The sequence below is a fragment of the [Flexibacter] sp. ATCC 35208 genome (assembly GCF_001975825.1).
GTDB lineage: Bacteria > Bacteroidota > Bacteroidia > Chitinophagales > Chitinophagaceae > Chitinophaga.
Map to the genome: position 1 here is coordinate 87,221 of NZ_MTKN01000017.1, position 26,176 is coordinate 113,396.

The 26,176-nt window shown below is 44.0% G+C and carries 23 protein-coding genes; 12 read left to right on the forward strand and 11 right to left on the reverse strand.

The annotated features are described in order from the left end of the window. Positions 1–7 precede the first annotated feature (7 nt). Together BW716_RS12870 and BW716_RS12875 are read right to left on the reverse strand one after the other, a co-directional pair. Entirely contained in the window at positions 8–886 is an 879-nt protein-coding gene (locus tag BW716_RS12870) for a flavin reductase family protein (protein ID WP_083722968.1), read from the reverse strand. Continuing rightward, positions 887–1,894, reverse strand: coding sequence for a fumarylacetoacetate hydrolase family protein (locus tag BW716_RS12875; RefSeq protein WP_083723012.1), 1,008 nt, complete (start codon positions 1,892–1,894; stop codon positions 887–889). Positions 1,895–2,418: 524 nt separating this feature from the next. On the opposite strand from BW716_RS12875, the gene BW716_RS12880 reads away from it, so the two are divergent. Beyond that, positions 2,419–3,081 carry a sterol desaturase family protein gene (locus BW716_RS12880; RefSeq protein ID WP_083722969.1) on the forward strand — a complete coding sequence of 221 codons (663 nt, stop codon included), beginning with the start codon at positions 2,419–2,421 and terminating at the stop codon, positions 3,079–3,081. A 1-nt stretch (position 3,082) separates the two neighbouring features. Here BW716_RS12880 and BW716_RS12885 read toward each other — a convergent pair whose 3' ends face one another. The 6 genes from BW716_RS12885 to BW716_RS12910 all read right to left on the reverse strand — a co-directional run bounded on the left by BW716_RS12885 (position 3,083) and on the right by BW716_RS12910 (position 8,085). Beyond that, positions 3,083–3,409, reverse strand: a complete 327-nt coding sequence (locus BW716_RS12885) for a hypothetical protein (RefSeq protein ID WP_083722970.1) — start codon at positions 3,407–3,409, stop codon at positions 3,083–3,085. Positions 3,410–3,547: 138 nt separating this feature from the next. Beyond that, on the reverse strand, positions 3,548–4,510 hold the full coding sequence (locus tag BW716_RS12890; RefSeq protein ID WP_143708841.1) for a DUF6263 family protein: 963 nt from the start codon (positions 4,508–4,510) through the stop codon (positions 3,548–3,550). 13 nt (positions 4,511–4,523) lie between these two features. Further along, positions 4,524–5,297, reverse strand: a complete 774-nt coding sequence (locus BW716_RS12895) for a TIGR02757 family protein (RefSeq protein WP_083723013.1) — start codon at positions 5,295–5,297, stop codon at positions 4,524–4,526. A 132-nt stretch (positions 5,298–5,429) separates the two neighbouring features. Next, a complete protein-coding gene (locus BW716_RS12900) occupies positions 5,430–6,569 on the reverse strand; it encodes a cystathionine gamma-synthase (protein ID WP_083722972.1) in 1,140 nt (379 codons plus the stop codon). A 276-nt stretch (positions 6,570–6,845) separates the two neighbouring features. Further along, positions 6,846–7,436 (reverse strand): DUF2911 domain-containing protein, encoded by a 591-nt coding sequence (locus tag BW716_RS12905; RefSeq protein WP_083722973.1) that lies wholly within the window; start codon positions 7,434–7,436, stop codon positions 6,846–6,848. 52 nt (positions 7,437–7,488) lie between these two features. Then, positions 7,489–8,085, reverse strand: a complete 597-nt coding sequence (locus tag BW716_RS12910) for an ACP phosphodiesterase (protein WP_083722974.1) — start codon at positions 8,083–8,085, stop codon at positions 7,489–7,491. Positions 8,086–8,338: 253 nt separating this feature from the next. Between BW716_RS12910 and BW716_RS12915 the strand changes: the two genes are divergently transcribed. The 3 genes from BW716_RS12915 (at position 8,339) to BW716_RS12925 (ending at position 11,327) form a co-directional block, all read left to right on the forward strand. Continuing rightward, positions 8,339–8,860: a hypothetical protein gene (locus BW716_RS12915; RefSeq protein WP_083722975.1), complete on the forward strand. Its 522-nt coding sequence runs from the start codon at positions 8,339–8,341 to the stop codon at positions 8,858–8,860. 208 nt (positions 8,861–9,068) lie between these two features. Then, entirely contained in the window at positions 9,069–10,043 is a 975-nt protein-coding gene (locus BW716_RS12920) for a deoxyhypusine synthase family protein (RefSeq protein ID WP_083722976.1), read from the forward strand. A 102-nt stretch (positions 10,044–10,145) separates the two neighbouring features. Next, positions 10,146–11,327, forward strand: a complete 1,182-nt coding sequence (locus BW716_RS12925; RefSeq protein WP_083722977.1) for an aldose epimerase family protein — start codon at positions 10,146–10,148, stop codon at positions 11,325–11,327. 37 nt (positions 11,328–11,364) lie between these two features. Here the strand turns inward: BW716_RS12925 and hemW are convergent, their stop codons facing one another. Both hemW and BW716_RS12935 read right to left on the reverse strand, forming a co-directional pair. Further along, entirely contained in the window at positions 11,365–12,489 is a 1,125-nt protein-coding gene (gene hemW / locus BW716_RS12930; RefSeq protein ID WP_083722978.1) for a radical SAM family heme chaperone HemW, read from the reverse strand. A 29-nt stretch (positions 12,490–12,518) separates the two neighbouring features. Further along, on the reverse strand, positions 12,519–13,727 hold the full coding sequence (locus tag BW716_RS12935; RefSeq protein ID WP_083722979.1) for an MFS transporter: 1,209 nt from the start codon (positions 13,725–13,727) through the stop codon (positions 12,519–12,521). 142 nt (positions 13,728–13,869) lie between these two features. Between BW716_RS12935 and BW716_RS12940 the strand changes: the two genes are divergently transcribed. The 8 genes from BW716_RS12940 (at position 13,870) to gldN (ending at position 24,247) form a co-directional block, all read left to right on the forward strand. Beyond that, the gene (locus BW716_RS12940; RefSeq protein WP_083722980.1) at positions 13,870–14,703 is read left to right on the forward strand and encodes an AraC family transcriptional regulator; all 834 of its coding nucleotides are present in this window, start codon (positions 13,870–13,872) and stop codon (positions 14,701–14,703) included. A 106-nt stretch (positions 14,704–14,809) separates the two neighbouring features. Continuing rightward, positions 14,810–15,796, forward strand: a complete 987-nt coding sequence (locus BW716_RS12945) for a DUF4271 domain-containing protein (RefSeq protein ID WP_179091112.1) — start codon at positions 14,810–14,812, stop codon at positions 15,794–15,796. Positions 15,797–15,949: 153 nt separating this feature from the next. Continuing rightward, entirely contained in the window at positions 15,950–16,621 is a 672-nt protein-coding gene (locus BW716_RS12950; RefSeq protein ID WP_235643657.1) for a uroporphyrinogen-III synthase, read from the forward strand. A 170-nt stretch (positions 16,622–16,791) separates the two neighbouring features. Beyond that, positions 16,792–18,825: a thioredoxin domain-containing protein gene (locus BW716_RS12955; RefSeq protein WP_083722983.1), complete on the forward strand. Its 2,034-nt coding sequence runs from the start codon at positions 16,792–16,794 to the stop codon at positions 18,823–18,825. Positions 18,826–19,303: 478 nt separating this feature from the next. After that, on the forward strand, positions 19,304–20,599 hold the full coding sequence (locus BW716_RS12960) for an SUMF1/EgtB/PvdO family nonheme iron enzyme (protein WP_235643675.1): 1,296 nt from the start codon (positions 19,304–19,306) through the stop codon (positions 20,597–20,599). 251 nt (positions 20,600–20,850) lie between these two features. Next, complete coding sequence (gene gldL / locus BW716_RS12965; RefSeq protein WP_083722984.1) at positions 20,851–21,609, forward strand: gliding motility protein GldL; 759 nt, start codon at positions 20,851–20,853, stop codon at positions 21,607–21,609. A gap of 57 nt (positions 21,610–21,666) precedes the next feature. Further along, a complete protein-coding gene (gldM, locus tag BW716_RS12970) occupies positions 21,667–23,202 on the forward strand; it encodes a gliding motility protein GldM (protein WP_083722985.1) in 1,536 nt (511 codons plus the stop codon). Between the two features lie 10 nt (positions 23,203–23,212). After that, positions 23,213–24,247: a gliding motility protein GldN gene (gene gldN, locus BW716_RS12975; RefSeq protein ID WP_083722986.1), complete on the forward strand. Its 1,035-nt coding sequence runs from the start codon at positions 23,213–23,215 to the stop codon at positions 24,245–24,247. Positions 24,248–24,358: 111 nt separating this feature from the next. Here gldN and uvrC read toward each other — a convergent pair whose 3' ends face one another. After that, complete coding sequence (gene uvrC, locus BW716_RS12980; protein ID WP_083722987.1) at positions 24,359–26,161, reverse strand: excinuclease ABC subunit UvrC; 1,803 nt, start codon at positions 26,159–26,161, stop codon at positions 24,359–24,361. Positions 26,162–26,176 lie beyond the last annotated feature (15 nt).

Sequence of the window (26,176 nt, forward strand, 5' to 3'; positions counted from 1 at the left end):
TTTTGATTTATACAGCAAGTAGTATCTGCCACGCTTCTGCTACTTTCCCTTTGTCTAATAGCCGTTGGGCGTACGCATGCAGCTCCCGCTCCATCTCATCAGGTGTAATACTATAATACTGGAAAATATTCTTCAGGTGCTCATCCTCAAATGCCGGATCTATCACCGGGTGTTCATGCACATTTGCTAATTGTCCCAAATGATTACCGGTCAGAATGCTGCTATTCCGGATATGCAAGGGCAGGGCATCAATCCCGATCCCTAATAATGTATTCGGCTTTGCCACTTCAAATACCGCATCGCCGGAAGCCCTGCAATAATAGTCCCCTCCCATTCTCGCTACCAGGTCCAGTTTGTGCGGATCAATCCCTCCTTTCTCATTCAGCACTTCATCACTAATATGGATCATGACAGGTTCACAAATCACCAGGTTACCCGCACCTCCTTCAGTACCGGTTTCAATAATCTGCCTAACAATACACTCAATCTGCACCGGGCTTTCCTTTACTCTGAAAGGCCGTACTTTTTCAGCAGCAATTGCTGTAAACCCCGCTTTCTCAAATTCACTGATCTCTTTCGGGTATTCACAACTGGCCAAAGAAGTCTGCTGCACCATGGCATAATTCACCATATTGATCACGACTTCCTTTACCTCGTAAAGGTTCTCCAGTGTGTGTTTGGTCGTATTGTCCCTGACCCTGCGCGAAGGTGAAAAAATCAACGTAGCAGGATTAGTTCCGAAGATATTGAAGAAGCTAAATGGCGATAAATTAGGTCTTCCTTCTTTATCGACAGTGCTTGCAAAACAGATAGGTCTGGGAGCGATGGCGCCCTGTAAATAACCTTGCAGTACGGCGGTGGTTACCTGCCCCGGAATGATCTGCATTTATTTCTTTAGTTTGAGGATCGAAAAATCTGATTCTTCTGCAACGATGGTATTGGTCAGTTTTCCCAGCCCCTCAATTTCCAGTTCTACCACATCGCCGGCCTGTAGCCATTGTTCAGGATAATCAGGATTATTGAGTTTGCCGGTGCCATTCAGTTCCAGGAAGCAGCCGGTACCTACGGTACCACTACCAATTACATCACCGGGCATGATATTCGCACCATAAGAGCAGCGCTGTACGATTTCGGCAAAGGTCCAGTCCATATCTGCCATATTGCCTTCGCTTACCTGCACACCATTTACGTGACAGGTCATTTTCAGGTTATAAGCATTGCCGGTATGACCGGGTTTAGGTTCTGTGAGCAGGTGTTGCAGTTCGTCGGGTGTCACCAGCATAGGACCGATCACGGTGCTGAAATCCTTGCCTTTGCAGGGGCCCATGTTCAGTTTCATTTCATCCATTTGCAGGGTACGGGCGCTCATATCATTCATGATCATGTAACCGCCGATGTATTCATCTGCTTCTTCAGCAGGAACGTTGCGGCCTGCTTTACAGATTACGATAGCAGCTTCCAGTTCAAAGTCCAGTTTTTCGAAGTGATCAGGCATGCAATATACATTACCGGGTCCCTGAATAGCATTGTGGTTGGTAAAGTAAAAAACCGGGAACTGATCGAATTCTGCGATCATCTCTACCCTGCGGTTGCGGCGTGCAGAAGCAACGTGCTGACGGAATGCGTAACCATCACGGCAGGAATTGGGGAATGGCACAGGGGCCATCAGTGTAACTTTTTCCAGTGGAATGGGACTAGCGATGCCTACGTGTTTGCCTGCTTTTAATTGTGCGTCGGCTTCCTTTGCAATGTCGATCACATCTTCCCACATGAGTAGGAACATTTGCATACTGCTGGGGAGATTTGGGTGAAGGTCCTGGGTATTGTAGAGCTGGTTGTCTACTAATATTGCCAGTTGGTCGCTCTCTTCCCGGAGGTAAGTAACAAGTTTCATAAAATTAACGTTCTGGTTGTATGATTTGTAAATATAGCTTATACATTTTAATGGGTCATCTGCCCGCAGTGGATTGATAGGTGATTTCAGTGAGAATATCGAAATTGAGAAAGGACAATCTCTCAACAATTGATGATCTTTTGCTGTATACATATTTATCAGACTACCCTGCTGAGGTAGCAAATCCACATTATGACACGGCAATTTATTGTGATAGGGATGTTAAGTTTTTCTTCTTTAAGGATAAAAAAGGAACGATCAATATCATATGTGAGAATCTTTAATAATACCCGCAGGGACTGAGAATGGATATACAAGGTATCCCTTTTTTTAAATACAGGTGAGATAATTTATCAATATGAATAAGGAAGAAAAAGGACCCTGATGTAATTCATAAATACATACAGAAAAGGGGAGGCAATATCGGCATAATATTAGCGGATATGAATTTTTGGCAAATGATATAACGAGAAGAATAAAGGGTTTTAAGGCTTTTAATTTTGCAAATAAATCTAAAGGGAGTCATGAAGTTTGATAAGATTAAGAACAAAGGACAGGCGAGGCTTTTTGAGAGCAGATATTTAGAAATGCTCACCAAAACACATCCATTGGTGATTTGGGGCATGTACATCCCAATTATCGGGTATAGCCTTTATTATAGTAACACCTCATTAGGATTTAACATCACTAATGTATTAACGATCTTTTTTGGTGCAATGTTATTCTGGACATTTTTTGAATACATCATGCACCGCTACTTGTTTCACTTCAGTAGTGAGAATCCCAAAGTAAGACGGTTTATCTATGTGATGCATGGTAATCACCATGAATATCCACGCGACAAGCAACGGTTGTTTATGCCACCTGTGCCCAGTCTGATACTGGCATCTGTGATATTTGGTGTGCAGTATATTTTCCTGAGACAGTATACTTATATGTTCTTTCCGGGATTTATGTTAGGCTACCTGATTTATGGCAGCATGCACTATGCGATTCATGCATGGAATCCACCGTTTAAATTTATGAAACCATTGTGGCGCAATCATCATCTGCATCACTATAAGGCAGAAGAGAAAGGATTTGGTGTGAGTTCTTCTTTGTGGGACTGGGTATTCAAAACATCATTTGAATTAGAGAAAGAGAAAGAAGATAAAGCGAAAGTGCGTGAACTGATGTTTGATAAATAGGTTACCATCTTTCTTCTTCATCGTCATCGCTGGCGGGTCTGGTAAAGGTTTTGCGGGAGATAATTTTTTGCTGCTGACGCTCTATGAGCAAGGCCGCAATTTTATGATAGACCTCTCCGGTTGTATCATCAGCCAGTACCTGTCTTATTTTATTTTCTGCCACATCGATTTTATACAGCAATAGCAAGAACTGCTGAAAGTCTTGATTGATCATGGCTTCAAGCTTTGCAGCGAGTAATGTTTTTAACTGTTCGTAGGTAATGTGATCAGGAATTGTGAGGGAAGTATCTTCGGCAAGTTGTAATGTTGTTTCTGGTAAAAGCTGCATTGTATCCGTATTAATTTATTCATCTTATTCTTTAAAAAAATTGCTGCTGCCATTGGCAGCAGCAATTTTTTTGCAATTAGCAGAACCATTTTGCTTCAGCAAAATGGTTCTGCTAATTGCTTTAATTTCTTTATTTAGTTATTTCATTCTTTTAATTTTATAAGACGCATTCGTCACAATCTTCACCGGTACTTTCACATCACTTTTAATCTTCTTCGCTTTATTCGCTTTGTAAGTATACGTACCATTCATCTCTGTATTCTGCGAAGCAATACTAGGGAATCCTGATGTGCGGTCTATGAGATAATTCGTCATGATATCGCCATTGATTTCAGCAGTAGCTTCGATACCATCATCGGTTGTAAAAGTCTCTACTTTATTTGTGTTGACCTTACCTGTACCATTGATCTTTGCCGTCTGGCTATCCCATGTTTGCAGGTTCCAGTAGAGGGAAATATCGCCTACCAATCCGGTACGGATAGGTACGTTCTCTTCCCAGCGGGTACCTGTTTTGATACTACGCAACGGATAGATCACCAGCAGTTGTTCTAACCAGGTACGGAATGCATTGCCACCAAACTGGTCTTTCATTAGCTTTTTATAAGCAGTCTGCTCATCTGGTTTCAGGTTCGTGAAGGTAGCCGATGCTTTGTCCAGCAGATCGTCCAGTCCCATTACTTTATTGATGTATCCTGAGGACGATATATCGACAGAGAATGGCTGATCGATAATACTTTTCAGGGCAGCCTGGAAAGGTTCTTTTTCATTAGGCACGGCAGCATCCACCAGGATGTTCTGATTGCGTGCATTGAAATTGAACTTCAGCTCTTTGTATTTGAAAGTCAGGGTAGCATGTCCGTCTGAAGTTTCGGTCACCTCGATAGCAATGGTATTATTGAAATCGCGTGTTACGCGTTGCATGACATCATCTACTGTCGTATAGGTTTCGCTGCGGCTTTCCTGTTTCAGCTCGAACTGTTGGCCTTTGAGAAAATTGTAGCTCAGATCTACATAATCTCTTTTATCATCCTGTTGTTGTGCAAATGCCGGCATGGCTATGGTAGCGCCCAGAGCCATTGACACAAAAAATCGCTTCATCATTACGCTATATATTTTAAACATATTTTTCTATTACGCCGAGGCCAAACAACGCAAAGTCGTACTTGGCAGGGTCTTCCAGATCCAGCTGCCTTAGCTTTTCTGTCAGTTCCAGTGCAGTACGCCAGTCTGACTTGGCTGATGAGATTAATCCCAGCCTGGTAGCGACTCTTCCTACATGCACATCTACAGGACATACCAGTTGTGAAGGGCGGATGTGTTTCCATAGTCCAAAATCCACGCCATTTTCATCTTTTCTGACCATCCAGCGCAAATACATGTTCAGGCGCTTACAGGCGGAGTTCCTGGCAGGGGTGGAAATATGTTTCCGGGTCCTTTCCGGGTGCTCAATGGCGAAGAATATCTTATGAAACCCTATGAGGGCATTTTCAACGGTTTCGTCTTTAGTGGTTATGTGGCCGCTAAAGGCAAATTCCAGGGAAGTGACGTTGCTATAGTAGTGCTGCAGGAACTCGACGAAATAGAGCAGGTCTATCCCGTTGAATGTCCGGTGGCAAAACTGCATGAGCTTTATACGTTCTCTGGGTTGGTGGTTTTTGATGAAGTCGTAGGGTTCGTTATCCATCAACTTCATCAGTTCAGTGCATTTATTGATAATGGTGGTTCGGTTACCCCAGGCAAGTATGGCTGCAAAAAGTCCTGCGATCTCGATATCCTGTAGTTTGGAAAACCTGTGCGGTATCGTAATAGGATCTCCGGCTATAAAATCCGGAGTATTGTAATATGCCGCTTTGGTATCCAAAAACGCCTTCAGTTGCTGGAATTTCATGGTGGTTATTCGGTTAGGTTTGTCTGTTGGCTCGCATAAGATTGCAGCATGACGCATTGAAAATAAGTAAAATTGTGAAAACAAATGTCCCCAAAAAACAATCGCTCCTGCCTGAGGCAGAAGCGATTTCAATTATCCAATAGCTTTTGAAAGGTCTGCGATCAGGTCGTCCGCATCTTCAATACCTACACTCAATCGAATCAGCGAATCAACTAAACCATTGCTGATACGCTCTTCACGGGGAATAGAGGCATGCGTCATAGACGCAGGATGCCCTATCAGGGACTCCACGCCACCCAGTGATTCCGCCAGGGAGAACAGGTGGGTACCGCTCAATACTTTTGTCGCAGCTTCTATACTATCATCTTTTAGCGTAAATGAGATCATGCCACCATAACCACGCATCTGCTTTTTAGCAATAGCATGATTTGGATGGTCTTCAAAACCGCACCAGTATACCTTGGCTACTTTGGAGTGCTGGCGCAGGAAGTGTGCCACCGCAGCCCCGTTCTCACAATGCCTTTGCATACGTACATGCAGGGTTTTCAACCCACGCAGCACGAGGAAACAATCCTGTGGACCAGGTACTGCTCCGCAACTGTTTTGAATGAAATATAGCTGTTTGGCCAGGTCTTCATCTTTCACGATGATGGCGCCATGCACCACATCGCTGTGGCCCCCCAGGTATTTGGTCGCAGAGTGTACAACGATGTTCGCACCCAGATCCAGTGGATTCTGGAGGTATGGAGAGGCGAAGGTATTATCTACCGCCAGCAGTATTTTATGTTCGCCGGCAATTTGTGCACAGGTGGCAATGTCAATGATGTTGAGCAGCGGATTGGTAGGTGTTTCTATCCAGATCAGCTTTGTATTGGCATTGACATAATTACGGATGTTCTGCGCATCCTGCATACCTATGAAATGGAATTTGATGCCATAGCGCTCAAATATTTTTGTGAAGATGCGGTAAGTGCCACCATAAAGATCATTGCTGGCAATGACTTCATCACCGGGGTTCAGGAGTTTCATGACTGCATCAGTAGCGGCCAGGCCACTACCGAAGGAGATACCGAATTTCCCATTTTCTATGGCTGCCAGTGCATTTTGCAGGGCGTCACGGGTTGGGTTCTGGGTACGGGCATACTCATATCCTTTGTGTTGGCCGGGGGCGCTTTGAACATAAGTGGAGGTCTGAAATATGGGGGTCATAATGGCGCCGGTAGACGGATCCGGCGTTACTCCCGCGTGAATGAGTTTAGTTCCCAGCTTCATGCCTGTAAGATTTTGTAGTTTATTAGGAAAGGACCAAAGGTAACGATCCTCAGTACATCCCACAAACGGCAAAATGCGTAGAACTACGTATACCAAAAAGCCATATAATCAAAAACAGCCATCTGAATCATTTACACGGATGAATTCGCTACGTTCACGAACTAAATTTATACGTTAAGCGGATACCGTAGTATTCCCGCAGTATTTCCGTCTAATTTCGGTTCAGGTTTTTCATAGGATATGGTTAAAATTCGTGGGCGGTATTCTTACCGCCTTTTATTTTTTTACAGGAGCAGCATTGCTAAACTTCACAGGCAGGCTTACACTCACTACATCCCATGCTATAATCAGGTTAGCACCGTAATCAGCTTTCTCAAATACCATGGTAAAAGGTTCTACCGGGGTATCCATTTTGGTCACTGGTACATCGATCCTTACTACATCTTTTGCTTCGCTGTATTTGAATGCTCCCCAGATGTCACTATCTCTGTTGATGATGATGGTCCATTTTGTTTCGTTGGGAATGGCATACATGGTGTAGCGACCTTTTGGCACCAGTTTGCCACCGATTGAAACCGGGCGGTAGAATTCCACTTCAGTAGCTTCGTTCGCACCCAGGCGATAGAGTTCACCGTATGGTTCCAGATCGCCAAAGATCTTTCTTCCCTTCTTCTGTGGCCGGCTGTAGATCACGCGGGCCACGAGGGCGCCTGGTTCTCCTTTTACTCTCACAACATAAGGATACATTACGGGATAATACGCCATGTCCATAGGGCTGGAATCCAGTGGCGGCAGTTTTTTGTCCTGTGCAAACACAGCACTCCAACCAAACAGGGTAATCAGTGTGGCGATGAATACTTGCTTCATTAATAGCTCTTAATTGTTCAAAAAATATAGTTGCGCAAACCTACGATTAAAGTTATACAGATGTAGGTGCTGGCGGTACATTTTGCACAAAGGTGACAAGGTCCGGAAAAAAGGTCTGGTAGCTGGCAGCGAGTGCATCATAGTTTGCTTCCAGTGCTGCAAAAGGTACGTCGGCAGTTACTTCCAGGTAACGGCTTCTTCTGACAATGCCGCTGAAAGTTTTGTAAATACCATCCTTGTGTTGGTAACCCAACAGCCAGTTTTGTTCACTCATATACCTGAATACTTCCTGAAAACCAATGGGTAACAGGTAATATCGTTCCTTTAGTGTAGTATATACTTCCTGTGCAAAGGCGGCCAGTGTATTGCCGGGGAACCGGGTTGTATCGTTGGCCAGGAAATGATCGTAGACAATGTCGATGAATACGGCGCTGTACTTGCCACAGCCGGGTTGAAAGAATCTCTTCGCTTCCAGTGTGACAGGATGTGTATCCGTGAAAGAATCTATAAGCCTATGCAACCGAATGCCCTGCTGTAGACCTGTATCATAATCCTGCCAGTGCTTTCCTTTCACAAAGTCGGCAATCATATTACCGATAGTGATGGAAGGCTGGTGATATGATAAATATGCATGAGCGAGAAAATTCATATAGCGAAGATAGATTTTATTTTCCTTGTCCAGTTTAACAAAAGCTTAACGGTGACGCCTGCAACTTTCCTTCTTCCAGTGCAACTCTTCTATGGTAACGCTTGTATATCGTGTCCGGTAAAGGAATATCGCCCCAACATTACAGGAGATTGCGCACATCTTATCCAGTGACTCTCCATTTGTAACAAAAGCCTTGACCTACCAGCCAGGAACCATGTACCTTTGACTCATCAAACAAAATAAAGTTTCCGCCATGAAACAATTCAGTTCAAAAATCAGTAACCACATTGCACCTGTGGGTGTAAGGCCTTTTGGCCATTTCAAAAAGCTGTTGCTCCTGGTAGCAATTGCTTTATTTACCTCGATCTACTCTTTTGCAGGTACCGGCGCCAATGAGCTGGAAGCATCCAGTACATTGAAAACCGCTCTGAATAAGGAGTTTACCGGAGCATCCGCCATCAAATGGTACAGTGATGACAACAAGACCTTTATGGCTAAGTTCATGCTGAATGAGCGTAACGTAACGGCTTATTTTGATGGAGAAGGTCATCTGCTGGCTACGCGTCGTTATGTTGACGCAGCCAACCTCCCGCTGTCTGTTGCTTCAAAACTGGCGCAGCGTTATCCAAACGAAGCTATCCGTTGGGTAGTAGAGTTCCAGAGTGATGGTAATACAGCGTATTATGTAACACTGGAAGGTAACAATACCTGGAAGGTGATCAAAGCAAGTGCTAACGGCGACCTGAGCGTACACCAGCGCCTGAAAAAAGCATAACCTGCTTTTAAGTTAAAGAAGACTATTGTTAATTTTTGGAAACCGGGGTATTTATTACCCCGGTTTTTGTTTTTACAGGCACTAGCAAAATTTTTATAGTCATTAGCAAAATGATAACCTGCTCCCCTGTTGCGCCTGAATTGAAATCTTTTCAAAATCCTTACCTTTGCCCCTCTGTTTCAAGATTTAAACTTATTCAACAACGGAAATGAACAAAGGTCCAATTTCTCAATTTATCCAGCACCACTATCGCCACTTCAATGCGGCTGCACTGGTGGATGCTGCTAAAGGATATGAAGCTCACTTACTGGAAGGGGGCAAAATGCTGGTATCTCTGGCGGGTGCGATGAGTACTGCCGAGTTGGGTATCTCCTTCGCGGAAATGATCCGTCAGGGGAAAGTGGACATCATCTCCTGCACCGGCGCGAATCTGGAAGAGGATATCATGAACCTCGTAGCGCACACGCACTATAAGAGAGTTCCTCATTACCGTGACCTGAGCCCTCAGGAAGAGTGGGACCTGCTGCAGGATGGTTTCAACCGTGTAACTGACACCTGTATCCCTGAAGAAGAAGCTTTCCGCCGCATACAGGAACATATCCACAAGATCTGGAAAGATGCGGAAGATAAAGGTGAACGTTACTTCCCGCACGAATATATGTACAAGCTGCTGCTGAGTGGTGTGATGAAAGAACACTACGAGATCGATCCAAAGAATAGCTGGATGCTTGCTGCTGCTGAAAAGAATATTCCTATCGTAGTACCAGGATGGGAAGATAGCACCATGGGTAATATCTTCGCTTCTTACTGCATTAAGGGTGAACTGAAGCCTTCTACTATGAAGAGCGGTATTGAATACATGATCTGGCTGGCTGACTGGTATAAACACAACTCCGGTGGTAAAGGTGTAGGTTTCTTCCAGATTGGTGGTGGTATCGCTGGTGACTTCCCAATCTGTGTGGTACCAATGATGTACCAGGATCTGGAATGGCATGATGTTCCTTTCTGGGGTTACTTCTGCCAGATTTCTGATTCTACTACCTCTTATGGTTCTTATTCAGGTGCAGTACCTAATGAGAAGATCACATGGGGTAAACTGGATATCAATACACCGAAATTTATCGTGGAATCTGATGCTACGATCGTAGCACCGCTGATATTCTCTTATTTGCTGGGTTGGTAATTACTACCTTGAAAAATAGTTAAAGGGCCCGACATCATTATGTCGGGCCCTCTTTGCTTTTAGACAGAAAAGCGTATATTGTACCCTTATAACTTCCAATGCATGAAAAACATTATTCCACTACTCACGGTGGCAGCCGCTGTTAGCTTAAGCGCCTGCCAGTCTGGTACAAAATCCAATAATAATTCAGTAGACAGTATGCAGACCACTAAAGACAGCCTTTCAATCGAAGGGAAGATACCTGCTGCACGTTTCGACAGCACGGTAGACGGTAAACAGACAAAATTGTATTACCTGAAAAGTAAAGGTAATGTGCAGGTTGCCATTACAAACTATGGCGGTAAAATCGTAAGTCTGCTGGCGCCTGATAAATCGGGCAAGCTGGAAGATGTAGAACTGGGGTATGACAACATCTCCCGCTATGTTAGCACCAAAGAAAGATACTATGGTGGTATCGTAGGCCGCTACGGTAATCGTATTGCAAAGGGAAAGTTCAAACTGGATGGCAAAGAATATACACTGGCAACCAACAATAACCAAAATCACCTGCATGGTGGTAAAAAAGGTTTCAACGATGTGGTTTGGGATGCTGAGCAAACTGCCCCTAACTCACTGAAACTCCACTACGTATCAAAAGATGGTGAAGAAGGTTATCCTGGTAACCTGGATATCACCCTCACTTACACGCTGACTGACAGTAATGAACTGAAAATCGATTATTCAGCTACTACAGATAAAGCAACTGTTGTTAACTTAACTAACCACTCTTTCTTTAACCTGCATGGTGCTGGTAATGGTGATATCAATGATCTGATCCTGACCATCAATGCAGATAAGTTTACTCCTGTAGATAGCACGCTGATTCCTACTGGTAAATTAGAAGCAGTAAAAGGTACGCCAATGGATTTCACAACTCCGACCAAGATTGGAGAGAGAGTAGATGCAGACTTTGAGCAGCTGAAATTTGGTCGTGGTTATGATCATAACTATGTACTTAACAAGAAAGGTAATGAGTTGTCTCTGGCAGCGAAGGTAGAAGATCCTACCAGTGGCCGTACTTTAGAAGTATGGACAACTGAGCCAGGTGTACAGTTCTATGGTGGTAACTTCTTAGATGGTACCGATAAGGGTAAGGATGATAAGACATATGTACATCGTGGAGCTTTCTGTCTGGAAACACAGCATTTTCCTGATTCTCCGAATCAGCCGGCGTTTCCAAGCGTGGTGTTGAAACCAGGTGCTACTTATACTTCTGAGTGTATTTACAAATTTGGAGTTAAATAAATATTTTCCCGCCCCCCAGCCCTGGGGGGCGTTTTTTTTAGAAGAATAATTCGGAGGCGATACCATCTGCAAATAGCCGGCCTGCTGGTGTTAGCATTAGCTTCTCTCCTTCCTGACGCATCCAGCCTTTATACAAATACTTAGCAACCTCTTTTTGAATTTTTTCTTTTTTGTCATTTCCGAATCTGTCGGCAATGGTGGTTAGATCACATCCTGCTGAAGTTCTTAACGATGTCATTAAGTATTCATTCAACATCATTACGGGTGTCAATTCCTCTTTTTCAAAGTTCAATTTCCCGTGTTCCAGACTTTTTATATACAATGCATTATTAGCCACATTCCATTGTCTTGACTTTGTGTCAAAACTATGAGCTGAAGGACCTAAACCCAGATAGGGCGCCCCTTGCCAATAGCTGCTATTGTGCCGTGAATGCCATCCTTTTAAGGCAAAGTTTGAAATCTCGTATTGCTCATATCCACCATCTTCTGTCCATTTCAATAATTGCTCAAAATGTCTGGCTGCTTTATCTGCATCTATGGCAGGTATCTTCTTCTTTTTGATAAAATGATCTAATGCGGTACCTGCTTCCACCGTCAGTGCATAACAGGAAAGATGAGGAACTTTCAAATCCACTGCCTGCTGTACATTGTACTCCCACCCTGCATCAGTCAGGGTTGGGCCGCCGTAAATCAGGTCAATTGTCATGTTCTCAAATCCTGCATCCTGCGCGTGGAGAATACACTCTTTTGCCTGCTTAGCATTGTGTGCGCGATGCATCCATTTCAGGTCTTCCTCGTGAAAGGACTGAATACCAATACTCAGTCTGTTGACGCCCGCATTTTGCAGCATATGCAGCTTTTCAGGAGTCAGATCATCCGGATTGGCTTCCAGCGTCACTTCGGCACCAGTATTGACAGTAAAGTTTTTATGAATTGCTTCTAATAAGCGGAGCAGGTCTTTTTCAGGTAACAAACTTGGCGTACCGCCTCCAAAGTAGATTGTATTAATAGGTTCGCCAGACAGATATGCTGTTTGTAACTCAATTTCCTTTAATAAGGCTGTTACTACTGCTGGCTCCTGCGCCAATGAAGTAGAGAAATGAAAATTGCAATAGTAACAAGCCTGCTTGCAAAAAGGAATATGCAAATAAATACCCGCCATTCTGCAAAGGTGGGTATTTATCCGCGATTTTAGCGCACAGGAATTTCGCCTTTATGCTGCCAGTAATTTATGAGCACGGCAATGATAAACCCGGTGAACACCATCACCATGCTGAACATAAAGATATGTCCCATGCCAAAAGTGCTCTCCACAAGGCCTACCAGTGGGCCGGTAATGCCCAGAGAAAGGTCAATAAATAAGCCATAGCCACCCAAAGCCGCCCCTTTGTTGGATGCAGGCACCAGTTTCACCGCCTCTACTCCCAGTGCAGGGAATACCAGCGAAAAACCAAACCCGGCAATACAAGCGCCTACCAGTGCGATATGCGGGCTATATGCCTGCCAGAGAATGGCCAAACCAATGGCTTCTGTGAGCAGACAAAAGATCGCCGTCTTCATACCACCATATCGGTTGATGTAATCTTCGAAGAACAGACGACCCAGTATAAAGCTGATACTGAAGGTAGACAGGCACATTACAGCACCCTGCCATCCCAGTTGAGAATAATACAAAGTGATGAAAGTAGAAATGGTACCAAAACCTAAACCTCCCAGCGCCAGGCACACACCAAACGGTGTCACCGTTTTGAATACATCCATGAAAGGTTGTCTTGGGGCGGTAGATGTAGATTTCAAAGGTGTTTTACCCCTGGCATAATAATATCCCACGATACCACATATCATAATCAGACCAGCCATAGTGCTCATTCCAAAATTGTGGTGGAGTATAGCACCAAAAGGAGCGCCGATGGCCAATGCGCCATAGCTACCAATACCATTATAAGAGATCGCCTTGCTGGTATGTTCATCTCCTACAGCGAGGATGGCCCAGTTAATAGGACTCGCGCCAATCATCCCTTCAGCAAAACCAGTCGTAAGGCGGGTCACAATGAGCAAAGAAAGACTCAGCGCAGGAATACCTTTTAAGAAATAAGCGACAACCAGGAGCGCTCCGCTCACGCCAAAACCAATCATCCCCATTATCACAGCGGGTTTAGGTCCTTGTTTGTCAACGATGCTACCAGCATACCCTCTGAAAAGGAAAGTCGTAATGTATTGAAGACTGATCACTACACCTGCAGTCATTGTACTAAAACCCAGGTCGTGATAAATAAAGAATGGTAATACCGCCAGTGCAAGACCAATGGTAAAGTATCCAATAAAGGTAAAAGCAACGAATTCCGCTATGGTCGAACGGACTCTCGACAACGAAACACCAGCATTTTGTGCTGCTTGCATATTTAATTATTTAATTAACAATAGGAGTGTAAGTAGTACAGGCTAAAAGAGCATTACACTCAGGTGTATTCATCTGCAAAGTTCCTGTAGTATTCTTTGGCGAAAATGGTATATGTAGGATATATTATTGTAAATTTAATAGATGAAGCGGAGACAGTTTGAGCCACTTGAAATAGACGAAATGGATACAGACGTCTACCATTTGCCGGTGCATAGCCATACTTATTACGAAATGATTTATGTATATAAGGGTGATGGCATCCACCAGCATAACAATAACAGAATTCCATATGAGGTGGGAGACCTGTTTTTGATCTCTCCTGAGGATGAGCATTATTTTGAAATCGGCCAGCGGAGCCGGTTTATTTTTATAAAATTTACAGACAGTTATTTCAGTGGACGAAGTTATCTTTCCCTGTCTGCTTCTCCTGAAAAGATCATGCGCCTTACCCTTCTCAAGGAAATGAAGCCGGTAATGGATGAGGCTGGGAAAGTGGTGCTGCGTAATACGATCGATAACCTGCTCATTTATTGGAAACAGGAGAAGGATATATCGAACTCACCGTTGATGTACTTCCAGGTATTGTCGGTTTTCGGGCTGATCAGAGAGGCGATGATTCGTATGAATGTGAGAATCGACCAGGGACAGCCCGACAAAGAGGAAATGATCTCATATATTCATCAGCATATCTACGACCCCTCATTAACTAAGATCAGGCATATCGCCAGCCACTTCAACATAAGCCCTAATTATTTCAGTGCTTATTTCAAGCGAAACTTCGATGTCAGTTACCGGGATTATGTCAACGACTACCGGATTAAGCTAATAGAAAACCGGATAGCTTCGGGTACAGTAACGATGAAGCAGATTGCCTTCGAGTTCGGCTTTACGGATGCCAGTCATTTATCACATTATTTCAAACAGCGCAAAGGGATACAGCCCGGATCATACAGAAAAGATGCAGAGCACCTATAGACGATGGACTTATTTTATATCTTTGCCAGCAATCATATTTCAGCATAAAAAAATATTTGAGGTGCGAAGCTGGTTATTGTTCCTGTTCATATTACCCTGTTTACGGATGGCTGCTCAAGACAGTGCGGCAGTCAGGCCTACGACTCCTGTGGCAACAGAGAGCCTTGTCCGTAAGGATACAGGAATCGTGAAGCCGGTGAAGAAGAAGGTGCCTGTAATAAAAAAAGATAGTGTGGGTGTAAAACCGGCAGCGTCTGCTACCCCTGTGATAGCCGGCACTGACACCCTGCGTACTGATACGATTCCGCAGGTACCGGCCGTACCTTTGCATCAGGAAACGATTTATGAGAAGTATCTAAAGACATTGACCGCCAGCAATATATTTCTGAAACTGAACAAGCCCCACAGGCTGGACCTCAATCCAGTCCGTGCATACAGAGACCTTGACTGGCTGGTATATGTAATGGGAGGAGTCGTTTTATTACTGGGAATAATCCGGTTGAGCTACCTGAAGTATTTCACAGATCTGTTCAGGGCCTTTCTGAACCCAACCCTGAGCCAGCGTCAGCTGAAAGATCAGTTGTCACAGAGCCCTTTCCCCAACTTGCTGCTGAATATATTTTTTGTGATTAGCCTGGCCATGTACTTATATCTGCTCATGTATCGCCAAAACTATATACCCGGCAGTAATGCATGGATGGTGATACCGGCATTGATCGTTTTGGTTGCCCTGGTCTATAGTATAAAATATGTGATGTTGCGTTTTTGTGGCTGGTTATTCGGTAGTGTGGAGCTGGCAGATGCATATATTTTTATTTTGTATCTGATCAACAAAGTATTGGGAATTCTGCTAGTGCCATTCCTCGTTATTCTGGCCTTTTGCAGGCCTGAACTGGCAAAAGCCTTCCTGTACATATCCGTTTTTTTTATAGTAATATTGGTCGCATACAGGTATATCAGGTCCTATTCAGTGGTAAAGCAATACTTATCTTTCAGCAGATTACATTTTTTTCTTTACCTTTGCGCATTCGAAGTAGCGCCGGTATTAATAATTACAAAGGTGCTGCTGGTCTGGTTAACTGGCGGTCATTGATCTCCTATTGTTAACACAAGAGCAAAAAAACGTATGATTAAAGGCGGGCCAAAAAAAGATTTGCAAGCGAAACAGATTCAGTCAATTCTAATTTCCCAACCTAAGCCTGAAACAGAAAAATCACCATACTTTGAACTAGCGAAAAAATTCAATGTGAAGTTGGATTTTTATCCGTTTATAAGGGTGGAGGGACTGTCCGCGAAAGATTTCAGGAAACAGAAGATTGACATACAGCTTTTTACAGCCGTGATATTTACGAGCCGTAATGCTGTAGACCATTTCTTCCGCATTTGCGAAGAAATGAAAATCAAAGTATCGCAGGATTGCAAGTATTTCTGCATTACAGAAGCAATTGCGTTGTATCTCCAAAAATTCATCCTTTACCGCAAGCGTAAGGTATTCTATGGGGCTGATGGTTCTACCAAAAGTCTGCTGGAAGTGATGAATAAGCATCGCGATAACGAGAAATTCCTTTTCCCTAGTTCTGACAGCCAGCGGAAAGACATTGAAGAGTGGCTTAAAGCCAACAAATGTGAATACGCAACTGCTACCCTTTACAAAACCGTTTCGAACGATGTAAAGGAAGTATTGTCTGGCAAAGATTACGACATGATTGTGTTCTTTAGCCCGTACGGAGTGAAGTCGCTATTTGAAAATATGCCGAAGTTTGAGCAGAATGGCACTCATATAGGGGCCTTCGGTCCTACTACTTCTGCTGCGGTAGAAGAGGCCGGTCTCAGATTGGATGTAAAAGCACCTGCGCCACAAGCTCCTTCTATGGTAGCTGCCCTGGAACAATACCTGGCTACTACCAACAAGAAATAAATCTTCCTAATTTCAGGTAGAATTAACTGAGAATAACAGCTTTCTACCTGTTAATCAGGGTAAATAGAAAAATAATCTGTAAAAAAAACAGGAAATTAATATACCTTAAGGGACAGCAATCGCTGTCCCTTCTTATTTTTGGAAAAAGGAATTACTGGAAGACCATAACCGTGAACAAACTATCTAACGAGACGAGCCCGTATCTCCTACAGCATGCGCACAATCCTGTAGAGTGGTACCCCTGGGGCGATGAGGCTTTACAAAGGGCAATAGCAGAAGACAAACCAATATTAGTTAGCATTGGCTATGCCGCTTGTCACTGGTGCCATGTCATGGAACGCGAAAGCTTCGAGGACGAAGCCACTGCGCGGATCATGAACGAACACTTCATTAATATCAAGATAGATAGAGAGGAACGACCAGACCTGGACCATATTTATATGGACGCCCTGCAGGCTATGACCGGATCTGGCGGCTGGCCCCTGAATATGTTCCTGACCCCGGAGCGACTGCCATTCTATGGAGGTACCTACTTCCCTCCCATGAAAGCTTACAACCGCCCCTCCTGGCAGGAACTGCTGCTGGCCCTGTCTGATGCGTTCAAAAACAGAAGGGAAGACATTGAGACACAGGCTATTAACATGCGTGATCACCTGGTACAGGCCAGCAAGTTTGGTAGCACAATCAACCTGCTTCCCAAAGAAGAACAATTCACTCGCAACCAATGTGATATTATTTTCAACAACATAATGCAACAGGCTGATAAGGAATGGGGAGGATTTGGAAATGCTCCAAAGTTCCCCGGCACTTTTATCATTCAGTACCTGCTGCGCTACTATCATAGTTTCGGAGAACAGGCGGCCCTGGATCAGGCGCTGCTGTCGCTGGACAAAATGATACAGGGCGGTATCTATGACCAGGCCGGTGGCGGTTTTGCCCGCTATAGCACCGATGCCAAATGGTTGGCGCCGCACTTTGAGAAGATGCTTTATGACAATGCATTGCTGGTAGATGTGATGAGTGAAGCTTACCAGGTAACAGGCAATCCGTTGTATTCCATTACAATAGCAGAAACACTGACTTTTGTACAGCGGGAAATGACGGATGCGGGTGGTGCTTTTTACGCCGCGCTGGATGCAGATTCGGAAGGGGTGGAAGGTAAGTTTTATACCTGGAGCAAGGCAGAGATAGATGAAATATTAGGATTAGATGCAGACGCATTTTGTCGCTTTTACGATATCAGTGAAGAGGGAAACTGGGAAGAGACCAACATACTATGGATTAAACAGTCGCTGTCGGCCTTTGCTGCTGAAAATCAGGTGGATGAGACAGCGCTGAGCGAACAGCTGGCCATTGGCCTTGCCAAATTGATGGAGGTAAGAAGCCAACGTATAAGGCCGGGATTGGACGATAAGCTCCTATTAGGCTGGAATGCCCTGATGATACATGCCTGCTGTAAAGCCTTTGCTGCAACAGGAGAAGAAAGTTACAGGGACATGGCTCTGAAGGCGATAGATTTTTGCTGGACACATTTCCGGAAGGATGGAGAGGACTCCTTTTATCATACCTATAAAAATGGACAGGCAAAATATCCGGCATTTCTGGATGACTATGCCTGGTTGATCAGGGCGTTGATTGCCCTGCAGGAGGTAACCGGAGACAAAACGTGGCTGGACAAGGCTTTTTCCCTAACAAGTTTTGTCTTGCAGCATTTTTCTGACGAAACCGGTGTATATTGCTTTTATACTGTTGAGAGTCAATCTGATGTGATTGTCAGAAAGAAGGAAGTATACGACGGAGCTACGCCAAGTGGCAATGCAGTAATGGCAGCCAACTTATGGTACCTGAGTATTGTATTCGACCAAAAAGAATGGGCGGAAAGATCCTTAAAAATGCAGGCGGGTCAGGCACAAACTACGGTGAGGTATCCTACGTCATTGGGGGTATGGTCTGGACTGCTGTTGCAAAGGGTACAAGGCGTGAAAGAAATTGCGATTGTAGGGCCGGATTATAAGTTGAGAATGGAGGATACTAATAAGCGTTATATTCCGTTTAAGGTACTGTTGGGAGCAACGCATGATGATCCTGAAAAACCCTTACTGTCACACAGGGAGCGGGCGGATGAGACGCTGATCTATGTTTGCGAAGATTATCATTGCATTAAACCTGTGAATTATATAGACGAAATTATTAATTTGAAATAATATTTATGTATCTTGCATGACCATATCTCTGTAAAAAGGAAACGGTAAAAAGGATTTTTCGTCAGATATAATAAAATGTTAAAAAATACGTTTAATTTAATTGTCATCGGTCCTATGAGCGAATGAAAAAGTTGGCTAAAAACTAACTACGGATTAAAATTAATCGTTACATTTGTTATCTTACTTAAGATTCAAACGGGTGAGTGATGGGCAAAAGGTGCTGATTCTGAGAACACGACCTGATCGGGCAAGATATTAAAGAAACCAACAAGCGAGCAACCAGTTATATCTGGAGTTGTCTATAAATCAGCAGCTTTAGAGTCATTTAAAATTCAAAAAATGTGAATGGCTGGTTGGCTTATCGGTCTAACCGGGAGATTCCGGGAAGACTTCGGCCATGTTTCAGAACTTAGCGACGGCAAGCAGTCTCATTTCGGCCAATGGAACTGCGTCGCTGTATCGAAATAAATGATTTTCAATGAAAGCTACCCTTATGAAGCTTAATTTTTCAAGTGGTCTGTTAGCAGTATTGCTGGTTAGCCTGCTAGCCAGCTGCGGTGGTAGTAAAACCCCCAAAAATGCACAAGGACAGCTGATTGGAGTTAGTCCCAGACCGAAGTATTTCCCTCCTGTACCCTATGGAATGGTGTATGTACCGTCAGGTACCTTTCATATGGGCCCCAGCGATGAGGATCTGAACTATGCGTACACTGCTCGTAACAAGTCTATTTCCATTTCCGGCTTCTATATGGATGCTACGGAAATTACAAATAACGAGTATCGTCAGTTCGTACAATGGGTGACAGACTCTATCGCGCACATTCTGCTTAGCCATGTAAAGAGTGATGGTGGACAGGATGTGATCGACTGGAAGCAGAAGATCAATTACAAAGATAAAGGCACCATTGATAAGCTGGAGCAAATGACATATGCTCCGGAGGATCGCCTGTACGGTCGTAAGGAATTCGACGTACATAAACTGGTGTATCATATAGAAACTTTCAACTGGGAGCAGGCAAAGCTGCGTGAGAACGCAAACAAGCCACGTTCTAAGTTCATTGTAAAGAAAGATGTAGCTGTATATCCTGACACCCTGTGTTGGATCAGAGACTTCTCTTATGCTTACAATGAGCCTATGACGAGAATGTACTTCTGGCACCCGGCATTTGATAATTATCCGGTAGTAGGCGTGACCTGGCACCAGGCAAACGCATTCGCTGAATGGCGTAGTAAGTTCTGGGAAGACTATCGTATCTCTAAGAATCTGTTTACTGAAGATAAATTCCAGTTACCTTCCGAGGCACAGTGGGAATATGCTGCACGTGGTGGTAGAGAGCAATCTCCTTATCCATGGGGTGGTTATTATATCCGCAACAAGAAGGGCTGTCTGCTGGCGAACTTTAAACCAGGTCGTGGTAACTATCCTGAAGATGGTGGTTTCTACACTGTAAGAGCAGACGCTTATTGGCCTAACGACTACGGACTGTACAACATGTCTGGTAACGTAGCGGAATGGACACAGGATATCTTCTATGAGAATGCCTACTCCTTCACATCTGACATGAACCCATACCTCCGTATGGACGTAACGGATGATGCGCCACCAAAAATGAAGCGTAAAGCTGTAAGAGGCGGTAGCTGGAAAGACATCGGATATTTCCTTCAAACAGGTACCCGCTCTTACGAGTATCAGGATAGTGCTAAATCTTACATTGGTTTCCGTTGTACGATTGCATTCCTGAGCCGTTCTAAAAATGATTTTGGTCACCATTAATCTGGCAAGTATTCAATAGTATAATCAGCATTACGGATAGATGGGCAGGACACAGGCACAGATCGAAGCTGTACCGGGATTTATTCCGGTTGCCTTTGGGACAGGCATGTAGTGTATGTTAAACAACTTAAAATATGTTCAACATGAGAAACCGTATGATGTACATAGTGAAACCGCAAATCATCGATGAGCAACAACTATTCCATAACAACAATTTAACCTTTAACACTTTAACCAGTAAATTTTGACCTATGGCTATGAATCCTACTACATCGAAATGGCTTAATTTCTTTGTTTGTATCGCGGCATCAGTAGTAATTATCGGAGCGTTGTTCAAACTGCAACACTGGCCAGGCGCGGATATCGCCCTGATCGTTGGTTTGAGCACTGAGGCATTAATCTTCTTTGTATATGCATTCGTACCAGATAGTGGTGGCGGAGATCACGGCGGCGAAACTCACGTTTCTGTTGTTGCCGGTGGTAGCCCTGCTCTGGCTGGCCTGGACAAGATGCTGGAAGAAGCTGACATCACTCCTGTATCATTACAACGCCTGAGCGAGAACTTCCAGAAATTAGGTACCACCGTCGATAAGATGAGGGACATTAGCGACGTCGTTGCGGCTACAGGCGACTACACCCAGAAAACAAGGGAAGCTGCCAGCGCAATTACAAACGTTGCTCACGCTTACACTACAGCAGCATCGGCTGTTGCTTCTTTCAACAGTGCTTCTGAGTCTACCAGAAACTTCCATGAGCAAATGCAGGGTATGACCAAGAATCTGGCTTCTCTGAATGCTATCTATGAACTGGAACTCCAGGACACTAACAATCACCTGAAAGCAATGAACAATTTCTACGGAAATCTGCTCAAAGTTTCTTCAGCTATGACCAGCAGCGTAGATGACGCGCGTAAAACTCAGGATCAAATCTCCCAGCTCGCTAAAAATCTGAGCAATCTGAACACCGTTTACGGTAACATGCTCAGCGCTATGCATGGTGCAGGTAGATAAGGTACGCTTATAGTTTTGGAATTAACAACAGACAATCATTTAATCTGAAAACAAACTATGGCACTACCTAAAGATCCCAGGCAGAAGATGATCAATATCATGTACTTGGTCTTGACGGCCATGCTTGCATTGAACGTTTCTGCTGAGATATTGAACGCATTTAATATAGTAAACAACTCAATTATTACATCGAATAAGTCGATTACCGACAAGAATGAAAACACCTACCTCACTTTCGAAGATCAGATGAAATCTGATCCAGGTAAAGTAGGTCCTCTGAAAACAAAAGCTGAAGAAGTAAAAAAACTGTCTGAGGCAATGTATGTATATCTCGATACGTTAAAGAACACGATCATCAGAGAATCAGGTGGACTGGACGAATATGGTGACATCAAATCTAAATCTGACCTGGACGCTCCAACACGCGTCATGGAAAATCGCAAACAAGGACCTGAACTGGAAAAACGTCTGAAAGAACTGCGTGCGCAGCTGCTGACTTATGTTGATCCTAAGGATACTGCCGCTTTTGCCAAATCCTTACCACTGAAAATAGTTGTAGGTGAGTCTCACGGCGGCCACGGACCAAAAAAGAAGGACTGGACCAGCTATCACTTTGAAATGGTGCCAACTATCGCAGCTGTTACCATTTTGAGTAAGTTCCAGAACGACGTTAAAAACTCTGAGTCACTGATCATCGATGATCTGTTGGCCCAGATTAGCAAAAACATCATTCGTTTCGACAAGATCAGACCACTGGTTTCCCTGAATTCCAAGAATCTGATGGAAGGTCAAACGCTGACAGCTCAGATCGCAGTTGGTGCTTACAGCAGCACTGTGAATCCAGACATCGTGGTGAATGGTCAAAACATTACTGCGGTAGACGGTTTGGGTACTTATACTATGCCAGTTTCCGGTATCGGTGAAAAAACTATCTCTGGTACTGTAACGATCAAGAAACCAGATGGCACTGCTGAGACCCTGCCTTTCAATGAGCCTTATAGCGTAGGAGCTTCTACTACTTCTATCTCTGCTGATAAAATGAACGTACTGTACATTGGTTTATCAAACCCAATCTCAGTATCTGCAGGTGGAGTACCAGGTGAAGCAGTTAGCGCTAGCATCTCTGCGGGTTCTATGACGAAGAAAGCTACTGGTGAATATGCCGTAGTTGTAAGCTCCCCAGGTAAAGCAGTTATCTCTGTAAGTGCTAATATCGATGGTAAACAAAAAACTTTAGGTTCCAAAGAGTTTCGTATCAAATACATCCCTGATCCAGTGCTGAAAGTAGGTCTGAGCAAAGGCCCTTCTATGAAAGCTGCTGAGTTCAAAGTACAGGGCGGTCTGCGTGCTGATCTGGAAGACTTCGTATTCGACGGTGTAAAATACGATGTAGTTAGTTACCGTATCGGTATCCAACCTCGTTCCGGCGATTATGTTGAAGGTGAGGCAAATTCCGCTTACTTCCCTAGCTCTGTAATGGGTGCTATCCGTAGCCTGAAACCAGGTGACCAGGTTTACTTCGACAACGTTCGTGTAAAGGGTCCGGATGGTAAAGTAAGAGATATGAGCAATATCAATTTCAAGATAAACTAATATTATTTCTATGCGAGCAGTCATCCTTAACAAAATTGGTTGGTGTTCCCTTATGCTGGTACTCCTGCTGGCATCTCAGGCTGATGCACAACGTCGGGGAGGTAGTACACGTCGTAAATCGGCGACCCCTGATGCAGCTACCCAAGATGCTAACGTAGTAAATCCTGCTACAGGTAACAGCGTTGCGCCGCCACCGCCCCCTCCACCACCCCCAGGAACATCACTGCGCCCGGATGGTTTCGGTATGGCGGTAGATACACCGCGCAAATCACAGCGTACCGATGGTATCTCTGAAAAGAACTTCATCAAGGACCGTACGCCTATTGCCTATGATCACATTCGCTCAGATGACGAATTCTGGGAAAAGAGGATCTGGCAGGTGATAGATACCCGCGAAAAGATGAATCTTCCTTTTCAATATAATGTTGAGGATGAAAATGGTACAAGCCAGCTGTTCATTAATATCCTGCTCGATGCTATCAAGAGCAAGCAGGTAGAAGCCTTCAGCGCTATCGATGACAGGTTCACTACCCCTATCGCTTACGGTGAGATCCAGAATAAACTGAGCGGTGAAGAAAAAACCATCCGTAGTATCGACCCTGTAACAGGTGAAGAGAAGATGGTAACTACCCGTGATGAATTCGATCCTCGTACTGTAGTTCAGTATAAGATCAAAGAAATCTGGGTATTCGACAAAGAAGCGTCCCAACTGAAAGTTCGTATCCTCGGTATCGCTCCAATGGTATCCCGTATGAACGAAGATGGTTCCTTCCGCGCGGCTATCCCGCTGTTCTGGGTGTACTATCCTGATATGCGTCCTATCCTGGCTAAATACGATGTATACAACCAGAATAACGATGCGGCTACCATGAGTTGGGAAGATCTGTTTGAAATGCGTTTCTTCACCAGCTATGTGACCAAAGAAAACAATACTTATAACCGTGAGATTAAAGATTATATCAAAGACGGTACTATGAGATTGTTGGAAGGTCAGGCTGTTAAGGATAAGATCTTCAACAAAGAACAGGATATGTGGCAGTATTAATAGCTGCTCGCAGATAAAGATTAAAAGAAAAAAGGGATCGCATTGCGCGATCCCTTTTTTCTTGCTAAAAGAGAGCGGGAATCGATTCGCAATTCCCGCTCTCTTTTAGGTTTATGGATGGAAATAAGTGTAAATCAATTTCGCTTTCGCCGCCCCTACTTCCTTCACCAGATCATCCTCCGCCAGCAACTTAATCTTTGCCACTGACCTGAACGTTTTCAACAACTGCGTTGCCGTGTTCTCCCCTATCCCCTTTATTCCTTCCAGCTCATTTTTAAACGTTCCTTTACTTCGCTTATTCCTGTGAAAAGTAATGCCAAATCTATGCACTTCATCACGTACTCTTCTTATCAGTTTCAGGCTCTCACTATCATAAGGCAATTTGATACTATCCTTATCGCCCGGAAAGAAAATCTCTTCTTCATTTTTAGCCAGCCCCACTACCGTCATACTACCCACCAGGTCCAATGCCCTGATACTTTCCATTGCTGACCCTAATTGTCCCTTACCACCATCTATGATCACCAGCTGTGGTAATGGCTGCTGCTCTGCCAATAAGCGGCTATAACGGCGAAATACGACCTCCTTCATCGAAGCAAAGTCATTGATCCCTTCTACCGTTTTCACATTGAAATGACGATAGTCTTTTTTAGACGCTACACCATCTTTGAATACTACACAGGCAGATACCGGATATGCACCCTGAAAGTTCGAGTTATCGAAACACTCAATATGCGTGGGTAAATCAACCAGTTCAAGATCTGCCTGCAACTGATACAACACCTTTTTCTTCTCCATATCACTCTTGCCTTCCAGGTGCAGGATCTTTTTACGATGCAACTCTTCTTTGAAGTAATTAACATTCTTCTCAGAGAGTTCCAGTAGTTTCTTCTTATCGCCTCCTTTGGGTACAGTGACTATTACATTCTCTTCCGGATATTCTATTTCAATGGGCACAATGATCTCTCTTGTTACACTCTTGAAAGCATCTCTCAGATAGTTGATCGCATATGCCAACACCTCCTCATTTTCTTCTTCCAGTTTTTTCTCCAGTGTCACTGTTTTTGTATCCGCAATTGTTCCATTCAACACACGGAGGTAATTCACATATGCATGGTTTCCTTCACTGATGATAGAGAAGACATCTACATGGCCCACCTTTGTATTTACAATGGTGGATTTGGATTGATAATCCTGTAGTTTTTCAATCTTCTTTCTCATAATCTCTGCCTTCTCAAATTCCATGTTCATAGCATGCTCCTGCATCTGTGTGCGAAACAGTTGCAATATTGGAGAGAGGTTGCCTCTCAGTATGTTCTTTACCTGCGACAAGCCTTCTCTGTAATCGTCTTCTGTCTGCAAGCCTTCGCAAGGACCTTTACAGTTGCCCAGATGATATTCAAGACATACTTTGTATTTACCCTTTGCAATATTCTGTGGAGAAAGATTCAGTGTACAGGTACGTAATGGAATGTTGTACCTGATCACTTCCATCAGTTCTTTGACTCTCCACACGGAAGTATAAGGCCCCAGGTATTCCGATCCATCCTTAATCACATTCCGGGTAAATAACACCCTTGGAAAGGACTCATGTTTGATCACGAGATAAGGATATGTTTTATCGTCCTTGAGGTTGATATTGAACTTAGGCTGGAACTGTTTAATCAGTGAGTTTTCCAGCAGAAAAGCATCCTGTTCAGAGCCAACGATGGTAAACTCAATATGATGAATATGTTCGACCAGTTTCCTGGTCTTAAAGCTATCGTGATTCTTTGCAAAATAAGAGCTCACCCGTTTCCGCAGGCTTTTCGCTTTGCCCACGTACAGGAGCTCGCCACCTTCATTATAGTATTTATAAATACCGGGTTGAAGGGGAATGGTATGTGATATCTGTGAAAACTCCGCTGCTGTCATCTGATCAATAAAGTC

Excerpts from the sequence above, each read along its gene's own strand:
- BW716_RS12960 (WP_235643675.1), top strand. The coding sequence starts at position 19,304 with ATGAAAGCTACCCTTATGAAGCTTAATTTTTCAAGTGGTCTGTTAGCA.
- gldL (WP_083722984.1), top strand. The coding sequence starts at position 20,851 with ATGGCTATGAATCCTACTACATCGAAATGGCTTAATTTCTTTGTTTGT.
- BW716_RS12890 (WP_143708841.1), bottom strand. The coding sequence starts at position 4,510 with ATGATGAAGCGATTTTTTGTGTCAATGGCTCTGGGCGCTACCATAGCC.
- gldM (WP_083722985.1), top strand. The coding sequence starts at position 21,667 with ATGGCACTACCTAAAGATCCCAGGCAGAAGATGATCAATATCATGTAC.
- BW716_RS12905 (WP_083722973.1), bottom strand. The coding sequence starts at position 7,436 with ATGAAGCAAGTATTCATCGCCACACTGATTACCCTGTTTGGTTGGAGT.
- BW716_RS12920 (WP_083722976.1), top strand. The coding sequence starts at position 9,069 with ATGAACAAAGGTCCAATTTCTCAATTTATCCAGCACCACTATCGCCAC.
- BW716_RS12945 (WP_179091112.1), top strand. The coding sequence starts at position 14,810 with ATGGCTGCTCAAGACAGTGCGGCAGTCAGGCCTACGACTCCTGTGGCA.
- BW716_RS12900 (WP_083722972.1), bottom strand. The coding sequence starts at position 6,569 with ATGAAGCTGGGAACTAAACTCATTCACGCGGGAGTAACGCCGGATCCG.
- hemW (WP_083722978.1), bottom strand. The coding sequence starts at position 12,489 with ATGGCGGGTATTTATTTGCATATTCCTTTTTGCAAGCAGGCTTGTTAC.
- BW716_RS12935 (WP_083722979.1), bottom strand. The coding sequence starts at position 13,727 with ATGCAAGCAGCACAAAATGCTGGTGTTTCGTTGTCGAGAGTCCGTTCG.
- BW716_RS12940 (WP_083722980.1), top strand. The coding sequence starts at position 13,870 with ATGAAGCGGAGACAGTTTGAGCCACTTGAAATAGACGAAATGGATACA.
- BW716_RS12870 (WP_083722968.1), bottom strand. The coding sequence starts at position 886 with ATGCAGATCATTCCGGGGCAGGTAACCACCGCCGTACTGCAAGGTTAT.
- gldN (WP_083722986.1), top strand. The coding sequence starts at position 23,213 with ATGCGAGCAGTCATCCTTAACAAAATTGGTTGGTGTTCCCTTATGCTG.
- BW716_RS12925 (WP_083722977.1), top strand. The coding sequence starts at position 10,146 with ATGAAAAACATTATTCCACTACTCACGGTGGCAGCCGCTGTTAGCTTA.
- BW716_RS12880 (WP_083722969.1), top strand. The coding sequence starts at position 2,419 with ATGAAGTTTGATAAGATTAAGAACAAAGGACAGGCGAGGCTTTTTGAG.
- BW716_RS12895 (WP_083723013.1), bottom strand. The coding sequence starts at position 5,297 with ATGAAATTCCAGCAACTGAAGGCGTTTTTGGATACCAAAGCGGCATAT.
- uvrC (WP_083722987.1), bottom strand. The coding sequence starts at position 26,161 with ATGACAGCAGCGGAGTTTTCACAGATATCACATACCATTCCCCTTCAA.
- BW716_RS12910 (WP_083722974.1), bottom strand. The coding sequence starts at position 8,085 with ATGAATTTTCTCGCTCATGCATATTTATCATATCACCAGCCTTCCATC.
- BW716_RS12915 (WP_083722975.1), top strand. The coding sequence starts at position 8,339 with ATGAAACAATTCAGTTCAAAAATCAGTAACCACATTGCACCTGTGGGT.
- BW716_RS12885 (WP_083722970.1), bottom strand. The coding sequence starts at position 3,409 with ATGCAGCTTTTACCAGAAACAACATTACAACTTGCCGAAGATACTTCC.
- BW716_RS12875 (WP_083723012.1), bottom strand. The coding sequence starts at position 1,894 with ATGAAACTTGTTACTTACCTCCGGGAAGAGAGCGACCAACTGGCAATA.